8 protein-coding genes are annotated in these 12453 nt (G+C 67.7%); 2 read left to right on the top strand and 6 right to left on the bottom strand.

Annotated features, from left to right (window positions below; translation table 11 throughout):
• From QZ853_RS09585 to QZ853_RS09570, 4 genes are read right to left on the bottom strand one after another with little or no spacing between them, the layout of a single operon-like run.
• Entirely contained in the window at positions 1-249 is a 249-nt protein-coding gene (locus tag QZ853_RS09585) for a hypothetical protein (protein ID WP_295572360.1), read from the bottom strand.
• A gap of 14 nt (positions 250-263) precedes the next feature.
• Positions 264-1595, bottom strand: coding sequence for an O-antigen ligase family protein (locus QZ853_RS09580; RefSeq protein WP_295573470.1), 1332 nt, complete (start codon positions 1593-1595; stop codon positions 264-266).
• Positions 1576-2691 (bottom strand): glycosyltransferase, encoded by a 1116-nt coding sequence (locus QZ853_RS09575; RefSeq protein ID WP_295572357.1) that lies wholly within the window; start codon positions 2689-2691, stop codon positions 1576-1578. The genes QZ853_RS09580 and QZ853_RS09575 overlap by 20 nt, the downstream gene beginning before the upstream one ends.
• Before the next feature lie 15 nt (positions 2692-2706).
• Complete coding sequence (locus tag QZ853_RS09570; protein WP_005410967.1) at positions 2707-2904, bottom strand: zinc-finger domain-containing protein; 198 nt, start codon at positions 2902-2904, stop codon at positions 2707-2709.
• 419 nt (positions 2905-3323) lie between these two features.
• Here QZ853_RS09570 and QZ853_RS09565 point away from each other — a divergent pair, with 419 nt between their 5' ends.
• The gene (locus QZ853_RS09565) at positions 3324-6668 is read left to right on the top strand and encodes a GH92 family glycosyl hydrolase (protein ID WP_295572353.1); all 3345 of its coding nucleotides are present in this window, start codon (positions 3324-3326) and stop codon (positions 6666-6668) included.
• A 417-nt stretch (positions 6669-7085) separates the two neighbouring features.
• On the opposite strand, the gene QZ853_RS09560 is transcribed toward QZ853_RS09565, so the two are convergent.
• Positions 7086-9377, bottom strand: a complete 2292-nt coding sequence (locus tag QZ853_RS09560; protein ID WP_295572350.1) for an NADP-dependent malic enzyme — start codon at positions 9375-9377, stop codon at positions 7086-7088.
• A gap of 229 nt (positions 9378-9606) precedes the next feature.
• Positions 9607-10950 carry a dicarboxylate/amino acid:cation symporter gene (locus tag QZ853_RS09555; protein WP_295572347.1) on the bottom strand — a complete coding sequence of 448 codons (1344 nt, stop codon included), beginning with the start codon at positions 10948-10950 and terminating at the stop codon, positions 9607-9609.
• 329 nt (positions 10951-11279) lie between these two features.
• On the opposite strand from QZ853_RS09555, the gene QZ853_RS09550 reads away from it, so the two are divergent.
• Positions 11280-12446 (top strand): porin, encoded by a 1167-nt coding sequence (locus tag QZ853_RS09550; RefSeq protein WP_295572345.1) that lies wholly within the window; start codon positions 11280-11282, stop codon positions 12444-12446.
• Positions 12447-12453 lie beyond the last annotated feature (7 nt).

Below are 12453 nucleotides of genomic sequence, written 5' to 3'. Positions count from 1 at the left end.
TCACAACGGCCAGCGGCACTTGGCGCAAGGGTGCTCCCCCACCGCGCACGCCCAGCCCGCGCGGACCGGGTTGGCCATGATGTACATCCTGCTACGTGATTTGAGCAGGGACATGCACTCGGCCAGGGTTGCTCCGCGCAGCTTCATCAGCCAGTGCAGATGATCGGGCATCGGGATGCGTGCCATCCACGCGTAGCGCAGATTCACCATGACAATGTTCGTCCCGCTATTGCAGTAGATCCACATCATGCGTGGACGCGCCGTTATTTCAGCGCCGGTGATTCATCTGCGTCGCGCGCCAGCAGGCTGCCGGCAAACAGCGCGGCCAGCAATACGGTCAGGCCGCCCCAGAACGCCGAGTAGAACGCCAGGTGGGTATTGAGCGGGAACACGGTCACTGCCAGGGCCAGCATCGCCGGGCGTGCGCGTTCGCGGGCACTGCCCGGCGCGTAGCGCCATGCACGCCAGGCCTGGGCGACTGCCGCCAGCCACAGCAGCAGGCCGATCACCCCGGTTTCGGCGAGGATTTCCAGCACGATCTGATGCGCATGCAGCGCGGGAGCATCGCCCCAGACCGCCGGTCCCGCTTCGGCCACGCAGGCCGGATAGGCATCGCGGAAACCGCGTGCGCCGACGCCGTTGAACGGGTGTTCTTCAATCATGCAGACGGCGGCTTCCCAGATCCGCGCACGCCCCGACAGCGCCTCGTCAACGCCGCGTTCGCCGCCGCCCCACGCCATCGAGGTACGCGCGAAGCGTTCTCGCAGCTGCGGCACGCTGGCGGTGAGCGCGCCGGCGCCCAGCACGCCAAGCAGCGCCAGCAGCAGCATCCGCTTCACACCGAGCTGGCGTACGCCGCTGTAAGCCAGCACCAGGGCAAAGGTAATCCATGAAGCGCGCGAACCGGCCAGCAGCAGCACGCCACCCAGTGAGGCGGCAGCCAGCAGCCAGCCCGCGTTGCCGAAGCGGCGCGCCGCCGGCAGCAGCAGGAACGGAGACAGGCTGGCCAGCACCTGGCCGAACTTCAGATTGCACGGCCCCAACGCGCCGCTGAGACGGTCGGCCAGCGCGGCCTCGTTGGCCGGGCACAACGCGTGGCCGCTGACCGCCAGCTTCAGCTGCTCCAGCGACCAGAACCACGGGCTGGTGCCCGCCACGGCCTGCACCAGTGCATCCAGCGTCCACGCGCCGGTGATCAGGGCCAGGCCGCTGAAGGTCAGCCGCCGCCGCTCCGGTGTCGCCACCGCGATCGCCACCAGCCACATGAAGGGCAGATAGCGCAGGCCGGCCGCAGCCTTGGTCCACGACGCCGATGGGTCGATGGCATCGAATGCGGAAATGGCCTGCGGCAGCCAATAGCCGAGGAACAGGATCGAGGTCAGCGCCCACGCCGCCGTGCTCAGCAGGTGCGGGCGGCGTTGCAGGCGCCGCATGACCATGCGCGCGGCGGCATACAGCGCACCGAGGCCGAGCACGGTTTCGGCGATGCCCGGCAACGGCCACAGCGCCACGTATGCCAGCACCCACCAGGGCGCCCAGCGCCCGGCGCGATCATCGCGCAGGCTGACGGCGGAATCAGCCGGCAAGGTCGGCATAGAGGCGGAGAGTGTCACGCTGCATGGCCTGCAGGGTAAACGGGATACGGCCCGGCAGCGATGGCGGCTGCGCCAGCAGGGCCAGCGCACGTTCACCGAGTGCACGGGCGTCGCCGAACGGCACTGCACCACTGGGCTGCAGCTGCTGCAGCAGTTCGCCGACGCCGCCGTGGTCCCAGCCCAGCACCGGGCGGCCCACCGAAAGTGCCTCGACCACGGTGCGGCCGAAGGCTTCGGGCTTGTCCGACAGCTGCAGCACCAGATCGCTGGCCGCATAGGCCTGGGCGATACGCGCGGTCGGAGTGCTGATGTGCACGGCCTCGGCCACGCCAAGCGCGGTGGCCTGGCGGCGCAGATCGGCCACGTAGGCTTCGCGGCCCGGCTCATCGGTGCCCAGCATCCACACCTGGGCCGGCACGCCTGCGGCGCGCACATCGGCCAGCAGCTGCAACGCGTGGGCGTGGCCCTTCAGGCGGGTGCCGCGCCCCGGCAGCAGCAGCAGCGGGCCGTCGACCCGGGCCAGCCACGGGTAATCGGCGGCCAGCGCCAGGCGCGGGCGGCGGTCGGCACGTGCTACGCGCGGGAACTGGCCGACATCAACGCCACGCGGAATGACCTGCAGCGTCTGTTCCGGCACGCTCGGATAGTGCCGCTGCACATACTCGCGCACGCTGTTGGACACGCAGATCACGCGTTCGCCGCTGGTCATCACCGCGCTGTAGCGGCTGGGCGAATTCAGGCCGTGCACGGTGGTCACCCAATGCGGGCGCTGTGCCACGGGCATGGCACGGATCGCGTACAGGCCGAGCCAGGCCGGCAGGCGCGAGCGCGCATGCACGATGTCCGCGCCAACCTCGGCAAACAGGCGGCGCAGGGTCGGCAGGTGGCGCAGGGTCAGCAGTGACTTGCGGCCGATATCGAGGGTGAGGTGCTCGGCACCGCTATCGAGCAGTGGCTGCACCAGGCGGCCACCGGCCGAGACCACCAGCGCGCGATGCCCGGCAGCAACCAGTGCCGCGGCGATTTCCAGGGTCGAGCGCTCGACACCGCCGGAGTGCAGCGCCGGCAGCAACTGCACCACGGTCAATCGGCGCATCGACGGGGCGGCCGCTTAGTCGGCCAGCACGAACACGGAACCGCAGTACGGGCACTGCGCTTCGCCGTTGGGCTCGTCTTCAATCGGCAGGTACACGCGCGGATGCGAGTTCCACAGCGCCATTTCCGGGGTCGGGCAGCTCAGCGGCAGATCGCTGCGGTGCACGGTGTAGCGCTTCTCGGCATTGGCGGGCGCGGTGGCGGTATGGCTCATGGCGGGTGTCGGTGAACGGGTTGCGAGGCCCGTGATTCTAGCATCCGGGCCGCCCCGACATGGCGTGCAGCAGGGGGGGGGGGCGCAGCGGGACGATTCTGCGCAGCTGGGCAGGCACGCCGGCTGTCGCCGGCCTCTCAAACTCCATGGTGGATCTGCAGGGTTGTGGCCGGAAATCAGGCAAATCGCATATTTCCCGTATTTGGATCGAACTAAATGGCACTTGTCAGGCTGCGGCGGCTGTTGCAGGATCGGCCCAGGTCGCAACCCGACCTGCCCAATCCGACCCGATCGCATGGCCCGCCCCCACCGGACCGGCATCGCCTCTTCCACTGCCACTGTGGCGGGCAGAGCGATGCTGTCCGTGGTGTCCGCCGATGCGGGTTCTGCCCGCCGCCAGCCCTTCCGGGAGCCCCTGCATGACCCTGTCCGATCCTCGCCGCGCCCTGCTTCCGCTCGCCCTGGCCCTGGCATGTGCGACCACTGCGACGCCGGTGCTGGCACAGGGGCTGCAGACCTCGTTCGAACCCGGAGAGCCGGCCCCGGCGGCTGCCGCCGGCGCCTTGCAGGTCACCATCGGCAACGGCCCGGCCGCGCCCTACACGGCCAAGCGCAACGCCGGCTACAGCGGCCTGCATGCCCTGCGCTACAGCAGCGACGGCGGCAGCGCGCGGCGCGAACTGTTCAAGACCGACCTGCCGATCGAGGCCGACACCACGCTGTCGTGGCTGGTGCTGCCGGAAATCGTGGGCAAGGACACGGTGGCCTCGACCTATGTCTCGCTGGATCTGCGCCTGGACGATGGCAGCCGCGTCTCGGCCGGTGCAGCACGCGACCAGCACGGCGTGGCGATCGGCGCACGTGCACAGGGCGATTCCAAGACGCTGTACCCGCAGCAGTGGGCACGCAAGGCCGTGCGGCTGGGCGATGTGCCGGGATTGAAGGGTCGCCGCGTGGTGGCGATCGAACTGGAGGTGGCCAGCGCCGGCGGTGCGCCGGTGTCCGGCTGGATCGACGATGTGCGCCTGGGTGACCAGCCACGGCACCAGCCGCAGCGTGCTTCCGACTGGGTGCTGACCACCCGTGGCACCCAGGCCAACGGCACCTTCTCACGCGGCAACAATTTCCCCGCCACAGCGGTGCCGCACGGCTTCAACTTCTGGACCCCGGTGACCGACGCCGGCGCGCTGAACTGGCTGTACCGCTGGAACGAGCAGAACGACGCACAGAATCGTCCGCAGTTGCAGGCGCTTGCACTAAGCCACCAGCCAAGCCCGTGGATGGGCGACCGCCAGACCTTCCAGGTGATGCCCTCGGCCAGCCGTGGCGTGCCGGAGGCCGATCGCCGCAAGCGCGCGCTGTCGTTCGATCGCAGCCACGAAAGCGCCCGCCCCTACCGCTACGACGTGCGCTTCGACAACGGCATCAACGCCGCGATCGCACCGACCGACCACGCCGCGCTGTTCCGTTTCGACTTCCCCGAGGGTGGCGACGCCAACCTGCTGTTCGACAACGTCGATGCACGGGGTGGGCTGAGCCTGGATGCGGCCACGCAGACGCTGTCCGGCTACACCGATACGCGCAGCGGCCTGTCCAACGGCGCCAGCCGCATGTACGTGGTAGCCAGCTTCGACAAACCCTGGCGCAGCAGCGGTCGCCTCGACACCGGCCGCCCGACCGGCTACATCAAGTTCGATGCAGGCAGCGAGCGACGGGTGACCATGCGCATCGCCACGTCGCTGATCTCGCTGGAGCAGGCGCGGCACAACCTCGCGCTGGAAATCGCCGCCGCCGACACGCTGGAGAGCGTGGCCGGCCGCGCACAGGATGCGTGGGATGCGCGCCTGTCCCGCTTCGACATCGGTGATGCCAGCGACGACCAGAAGACCACGCTGTACTCCAGCCTGTACCGGCTGTACCTGTACCCGAACTCCGGCCACGAGAATGCCGGCACGGCGGCGGCGCCCGACTGGCGCTACGCCAACCAGGCCAGCGCCAGCGATGACAACACCGACGGCAGTGCCAACCGCAGCTTCACCGGCGTGCGCGACGGCAAGGTCTTCGTCAACAACGGCTTCTGGGACACCTTCCGCACCACTTGGCCGGCCTATGCGCTGTTCACGCCCGACGATGCCGGCCAGCTGGTGCAGGGCTTCATCGAGCAGTACCGCGCCGGCGGCTGGATCGCGCGCTGGTCGTCGCCGGGTTACGCCGACCTGATGGTCGGCACCAGCTCGGACGTGGCCTTCGCCGATGCGTGGCTGAAGGGCATCGGTGGCTTCGATCCGGCCGAGGCCTACGCCGCCGCGCTGAAGAACGCGACCGTGGTCCCGCCCGACCGCCATGTCGGCCGCAAGGGCATGGACCGTTCGACCTTCCGTGGCTACGCCAGCGCGGACGTGCACGAAGGCATGTCGTGGACGATGGAAGGCGCGCTCAATGACTTCGGCATCGCCAACATGGCCGATGCCTTGGCCAAGCACGCCACCACGCCGGCTGCACGCGAGCGCTACAGCACCGAGGCCGAGTACTTCCGCTATCGCGCCGCCAGCTACACGACCATGTTCGATCCGGCCGCCGGCTTCTTCCAGGGCCGCACTGCCGATGGCCGCTGGCGCGTGGACGCCAAGGATTACGACCCCCGCGTGTGGGGCCACGATTACACCGAATCCAATGGCTGGACCTTCGCCTTCACCGCCGCCCACGACGGCGAAGGCCTGGCCGCGCTGTACGGCGGCCGCGACAAGCTTGCGGCGAAGCTGGACGCCTTCTTCGCCACGCCGGAAACCGCCGACCCTGCGTTCGCCGGCTCCTACGGCGGCACCATCCATGAAATGACCGAAGCGCGCGACGTGCGCATGGGCATGTATGCGCACAGCAACCAGCCGGCGCACCACATCCCATGGATGTACCTGTACGCCGGGCAGCCTTGGAAGACCCAGCAGCACGTGCGCGAGATCCTGTCGCGGCTGTACGTGGGCAGCGAGATCGGCCAGGGCTATCCGGGTGACGAGGACAACGGCGAGACCTCGGCGTGGTACGTGCTGGCCTCGCTGGGCCTGTATCCGTTGCGAATGGGCGCACCGGAGTACGTGATCGGTTCGCCAGCGTTCCGGCATGCGCGTGTTGAACTGCAGGGCGGCGCGGTGTTGACCGTGAACGCGGCCAACAACTCGCGCGAGAACGTCTACGTGCAATCGCTGAAGATCAACGGCACGCCGTGGACGAAAACCTGGGTGCCGCACGAGCTGATCGCCAAGGGCGCCACACTGGACTTCGTGATGGGCCCACAGCCGTCGCGATGGGGCAGCGGCGTGGACGATGTGCCGCGCTCGTTGACCGCGCGTGGCCAGCATCCGCAGGTGCTGCACGATCTGCTTGGCCACAGCGCGGAGGCGACGCTGGCTGATGGCCGCGCGCTGCCCGCACTGGTCGATGATGATGCCGGTACCACGGTGGGCCTCGGTGGCGGTGCGACCGTCGCGCTGACCGGGCTGAGCGATGGCACCCCGACGATGTACACGCTGACCAGCGGTGACGGCAGCATCCGTGGCGGTGCGTGGACTCTGGAAGCACGCACTGGCGGCGGCGCTTGGATCACGCTCGACCAGCGCAGCGCGGAAGACTTCGATTCAGCCCGGCAGACCCGTCCGTTCCGCATCGCGAAGCCCGGCCGCTACAGTGAGTACCGCCTGCGCCTCACGGCGCCAGGACGACTGCCGCTGGCCGAGATCGAACTGCTGGCGCCGCCCCCACTGCAATGAGCCGCCGTGGGCGGCGCGGCTTCAGCGTGAACGTGCGAAGCCGGCGTACAGCGCGAACAGCTGCTGGAAGTACCGCCGCGTCGCTCGATTGCGCATGACACCCTCGTTGATGAAAAGTGGGGCGGGCCCAGGGTGGGAAGCCCGGTCCGGCTCCTTCCACGGCCGGGCCGCGTGGGCGTATTGGGCCGTAACGGCGTTGCAGGGCGATGACCAGGTGGCGTCGCGCGTGTGGCAGCGGCGGTCCCCGCGCGGGGACCGGTAGAGTCGACCGGTGGTCCACTATCGCGCGAAGCGCGGCATTTTCGGTGGCTGGACGAAGAGCAGTCGACTAACAGCCGACCCTGCCCGTTTCCGTGTTGCGGAAACAGAAACGCGCCCCGTAGGGCGCGTTTCTGCAGCTGTCGCTGGAGAGAAGGCTTATGCCTTCTTTTCGGCTTCCAGCTGCTTGCGGATCTGCGCATCCACCGCCGCGATGGCGGTCATGTTCAGGATCCGGCGCGACGTCGCGCTGGTGGTCAGGATGTGCACCGGCTTGTTCACGCCCATCAGGATCGGGCCGATCGCCACACCGTCGGTGAACACGCGCACCAGGTTGTAGGCGATGTTGGCCGCTTCCAGGTTCGGCAGCACGAACAGGTTGGCGCGGCCCTGCAGGGTCGAGCCCGGCAGCAGCTTCTGGCGCAGCGCTTCGTCCCACGCGGTGTCGCCCTGCATTTCGCCATCCACGTTCAGACGCGGGTTGCGCCTGAGCAGCAGCTCACGCACCTGGCGCATCTTCAGGGCGTCCTTGGAATCGTGGCTGCCGAAGTTGGAGTGCGACAGCAGCGCCACCTTCGGCTCGATGCCGAACAGCTTCATGCGGTAAGCCGCCTGCAGGGTCGCTTCGCACAGCTGTTCGGCGGTCGGGTCTTCCTGCACGTGGGTGTCCACGAAGAAGAACACGCCCTGCTGGTTGATCACGCCGGTCATCGCCGAGGTCGAGGTGACCTTCGGTTCCAGCGGCAGCACGCTGCGCACGTAGCCCAGTTTCTTGTGGAAACGGCCGACGATGCCGGTCAGCATCGCATCGGCTTCGCCACGCGCCACCATCACCGCCGCGATCAGGGTCGGGCGCGAACGCATCAGGTTCTTCGCCGCAGCCACGGTCACGCCACGACGGCCGGTCAGGCCGTGGTAGTACTGCCAGTACTCGTTGAAGCGCGGATCGTCGTTGATGTTGGTGACTTCAACGTTCTCGCCGATCTTCAGGCGCAGGCCGAGGCGCTCGATGCGCGACTCGATCACTTCCGGGCGTCCGATCAGGATCGGGTGCGCCAGGCCGTCATCGACCACGTTCTGCACCGCCTGCAGCACCACTTCCTCTTCGCCCTCGGCGTACACCACGCGCTGCTTGTCGCTGCGCGCGCGGTCGTAGACCGGCTTCATCATCAGGCTGGTGCGGTAGACGAACTGGGCCAGCTTGTCGCGGTAGGCGCCCATGTCGGCGATCGGACGCGCGGCCACGCCCGAATCCATCGCGGCCTGGGCCACGGCAGCCGACAGCTCCACCAGCAGGCGGCGGTCGAACGGGCGCGGGATCAGGTATTCACGGCCGAAGCTCGGGGTCTCACCGCCGTAGGCCGAGCCCATGTCGGTGGCGGCACGACGTGCCAGCGCGGCGATGGCACGCACGCAGGCGATCTTCATTTCTTCGTTGATCGCGGTCGCGCCCACGTCCAGCGCACCACGGAACAGATACGGGAAGCACAGCACGTTGTTGACCTGGTTCGGATAGTCCGAACGGCCGGTGCCGATGATCGCGTCCGGACGCGCAGCGCGCGCCACTTCCGGCATGATTTCCGGAGTCGGGTTGGCCAGCGCGAAGATCACCGGGTCCGGCGCCATCGTCTTGACCATCTCGGCGGTCAGGATGCCCGGCGCCGACAGGCCCAGGAAGATGTCCGCACCGTCGACGATCTCGGCCAGGGTGCGCTTGTCGGTGTCGCGCGCATAGCGCTGCTTTTCCGGGTCCAGATCGGTACGGCCGGTGTGGATCACGCCCTCGCGGTCGAAGGCCAGGATGTTTTCCGGCTTCAGGCCCAGCTGCACCAGCATGTTCACGCAGGAAATGCCGGCCGCGCCCATGCCCGTGGTCGCCAGCTTCACTTCCTCGATCTTCTTGCCGGTGATCGCCATCGCGTTCAGCACCGCCGCACCGACGATGATCGCCGTGCCGTGCTGGTCGTCATGGAACACCGGGATCTTCATGCGCTCGCGCAGCTTGCGCTCGACCACGAAGCATTCCGGCGCCTTGATGTCTTCCAGGTTGATGCCGCCGAAGGTCGGCTCCAGCGAGGCGATGATGTCGACCAGCTTGTCCGGGTCGGTCTCGTCCACTTCGATGTCGAACACATCGATGCCGGCGAACTTCTGGAACAGCACGCCCTTGCCTTCCATCACCGGCTTGCCGGCCAGCGCGCCGATGTTGCCCAGGCCCAGCACTGCGGTGCCGTTGGAGATCACCGCAACGAGGTTGCCGCGGGCGGTCAGCTCGCTGGCCTGCTGCGGGTCGGCCTTGATCGCTTCACAGGCGTACGCCACGCCCGGCGAATACGCCAGCGACAGGTCGCGCTGGGTCAGCATGGGCTTGGTAGCGGAAACCTTGATCTTGCCGGGCGGAGACATCCGGTGGTAATCGAGGGCGGCCTGTTTGAAATCTTCGTTGGACATCGATGTGGGTTACATGAATGGGCAGAAGGGACAGGGGATGATACCCCCGTTGGAGCGTCCGGACCTGTCGCTATCCTGTCGCAGCCATGCTGCGACCGCACAATTCCGTGCCGTATGCGACGGTACCGGGTACCAGCTTCGGCGTCTCCCATGACAGCCAGGGGACGCCCTGAAACGCCGCGGGGCCGCACCACTGTCGTGATCGGCCCCGCGGTACCACACACCTGGATCAACCCTTGGCCGGCAGCGCCTCGGGCAGCGCGTCCACCGGCGGCGGCAGCTCGCTTTCGCGACCGTCCAGCGCCAGCTGCAGGCGGTTGCGGTCCAGCGCGCCTTCCCAGCGCGAGACCACTACGGTGGCCACGGCATTGCCGATGAAGTTGGTCAGCGAGCGGCACTCGCTCATGAAGCGGTCCACGCCCAGGATCAGCGCCATGCCGGCCACCGGCACTTCCGGCACCACGGCCAGGGTCGCGGCCAGGGTGATGAAGCCGGCGCCGGTGACGCCCGCCGCGCCCTTGGAGCTGAGCATGGCGACCAGCAGCAGGGCGATCTGGTGGCCCAGGGTCAGTTCGGTGTTGGTGGCCTGGGCGATGAACAGCGCGGCCAGGGTCATGTAGATGTTGGTGCCGTCCAGGTTGAACGAATAGCCGGTCGGGACTACCAGGCCCACCACCGACTTGCTGCAGCCGGCGCGCTCCATCTTCTCCATCAGCGACGGCAGCGCCGACTCCGACGACGACGTGCCCAGCACCAGCAGCAGCTCGGCCTTCAGGTAGCGCGCCAGCTTGAAGACCGAGAACCCGCACAGCCGGCAGACCACACCGAGGATCACCGCCACGAACAGGAACGCGGTGAGATAGAACGAGCCGACGAGCCAGGCTAGGTTGATCAGCGAACCGACGCCGTATTTGCCGATGGTGAAGGCGATCGCGCCGAATGCACCGATCGGGGCGGCCTTCATCAGGATGTGCACCAGCTTGAACACCGGGGCGACCAGCGCTTCCAGGAAGTTCAGCACCGGCTTGCCCTTCTCGCCGACCATCGCCAGCGCGATGCCGAACAGCACGGCCACGAACAGCACCTGCAGGATGTTGCCGTCGACGAAGGCGCTGAGCAGCGTCTTCGGGATGATGTCCATCAGGAAACCGACCAGGGTCAGGTCATGCGACTTCTCGACGTAGCTGTGCACCGCGGTCTGGTCCAGCTCGGCCGGGTTGATGTTCATGCCGGCGCCGGGCTGCACCACGTGCGCCACCACCATGCCGACGATCAGCGCCAGCGTGGAGAAGAACAGGAAGTAGGCCATCGCCTTGGCAAACACCCGGCCCACCGTGCGCAGGTGGGTCATGCTGGCGATGCCGGTGACGATGGTCAGGAAGATCACCGGCGCGATGATCATCTTCACCAGGTTGATGAAGGCGTCGCCGAGCGGCTTCATCTTCTCACCGATCAGCGGCTCGTAGTGGCCGAGGATGGCGCCCAGGACGATCGCCACGATCACCTGGAAATACAGCTGGCGATAGATCGGCAACGGCTTGACAGGCGCCGGTGCTGCGGTCGGGATGTGCATGGCGGACTCCGGAAGGGGCGTTTTCAGGCACGTACGGTCCCGGGATGCACCTGGGCCGTTACCGTGGAAACTGCTCGCAGGCCCCGCGCAGCACGCGCTGGGTGCGACCAATGGACGCCTTTGTACGCGCCGGGCACGCCGGCGCAGATAACCTATTGGTACTAGCCCCCCGGTTCAGGTGGCGGCGATGCCTACACTGGCGACGCACCGCCCGATCCTGGGGAGGCCGGTGGCCCAGGCTGAACGGCCGGGCGTGTCCTTGCGAAAGTTTCGGCCCCTGCGGCCGTTGTTGTCCTGTCCACACGCAATCTGAGAGAGCCGCACCCAACATGCGCCCGATTCCCACCTTGCTGGCCCTGTCCCTGGCCGCCCTTCCTGCTTTCGCTTCGGCTGCGGATTTCGACAACTGGCCGACCAAGTACACCTTCGGCGACGGCACCGAACTGGCCGCCACCGCCAACATCGCCTACGACTACAACGACTTCTCCTCGGCCAGCGGCCTTGAGGACGACGACGCTGTGCGTCGCAAGGAGTTCGGCGCAACGTTGAAGAAGAAGGGCGTGTACGACGCGATGGTCTACTACGACTTCCAGGCCGATACCTGGCTGGACGTGTTCGTGCGCTTCGAGAGCAAGGCCTTCTTCGGCCGTGATGTCGGCCGCTTCCGCTTCGGCTACATGAAGACCCCGGTCGGCCTGGACGCGAACACGTCCTCGCGCGCCGGCACGTTCCTGGAAACCGCACTGCCCGTACAGGCCTTCTACGCTGGCCGCCGCACCGGCGTGGAATGGGTGCTGGAGCGCCCGCAGTACCTGCTGCAGGCCGGCGCCTACGGCGGCAAGGACCTGCAGGGCGACAACCCCGGCACCACCCAGGCGGTGCGTGCGGTGTGGACGCCGGTGAAGGCACCGGGTGATGTGATCCACCTGGGCGTGGCCTATTCGCAGGAAAATCCGCGTGGCTACAGCGATGGCCGTGATGTGCATCATGAGGCCAGCGCACGCCTGCGCGCACGCCCGGAAGCCGGCCTGACCGACATCCGCTACGTCGATTCCGGTGCGCTGGTCACCGCCGACCAGATCAGCCGCACCGGCCTGGAAGGCATCTGGATCCGCGGCCCGTTCTCGCTGCAGGCCGAAGCCCTGCAGGCGACCGTCACCCGCAAGGGCCTGCCCGACTATACCGGCAGCGGCCAGTACGCAATGGCCAGCTGGGTACTGACCGGCGAATCGCGCCCGTACAACGCCGGCGCGGTGGCCAACATCAAGCCGGCACATGACTACGGCGCGGTGGAACTGGTGGCCCGCTACAGCCGCCTGGACCTGGACGACGGCAGCATCCTCGGTGGCCGCCAGCACGACCTGACCGTCGGTGCGAACTGGTACCTGACCAGCCACTTCAAGTTCCAGGCCAACTACGTGAAGGTCGACGCCAGCCGTCGTGGCGTGCACAGCACGCCGGAAATCTTCGAACTGCGCGCGCAGATGCACTTCTGACCCCTTC

Origin of the sequence: uncultured Stenotrophomonas sp., assembly GCF_913778665.1 — a bacterium.
GTDB lineage: Bacteria > Pseudomonadota > Gammaproteobacteria > Xanthomonadales > Xanthomonadaceae > Stenotrophomonas.
This window is presented reverse-complemented; position numbering and strand designations above follow the sequence as displayed.

What these genes read in the sequence shown, in the direction of transcription:
- QZ853_RS09570 (WP_005410967.1), bottom strand. Translation starts at nt 2,904, where the DNA reads ATGAGCCATACCGCCACCGCGCCCGCCAATGCCGAGAAGCGCTACACC.
- QZ853_RS09560 (WP_295572350.1), bottom strand. Translation starts at nt 9,377, where the DNA reads ATGTCCAACGAAGATTTCAAACAGGCCGCCCTCGATTACCACCGGATG.
- QZ853_RS09575 (WP_295572357.1), bottom strand. Translation starts at nt 2,691, where the DNA reads ATGCGCCGATTGACCGTGGTGCAGTTGCTGCCGGCGCTGCACTCCGGC.
- QZ853_RS09585 (WP_295572360.1), bottom strand. Translation starts at nt 249, where the DNA reads ATGATGTGGATCTACTGCAATAGCGGGACGAACATTGTCATGGTGAAT.
- QZ853_RS09580 (WP_295573470.1), bottom strand. Translation starts at nt 1,595, where the DNA reads ATGCCGACCTTGCCGGCTGATTCCGCCGTCAGCCTGCGCGATGATCGC.
- QZ853_RS09550 (WP_295572345.1), top strand. Translation starts at nt 11,280, where the DNA reads ATGCGCCCGATTCCCACCTTGCTGGCCCTGTCCCTGGCCGCCCTTCCT.
- QZ853_RS09565 (WP_295572353.1), top strand. Translation starts at nt 3,324, where the DNA reads ATGACCCTGTCCGATCCTCGCCGCGCCCTGCTTCCGCTCGCCCTGGCC.
- QZ853_RS09555 (WP_295572347.1), bottom strand. Translation starts at nt 10,950, where the DNA reads ATGCACATCCCGACCGCAGCACCGGCGCCTGTCAAGCCGTTGCCGATC.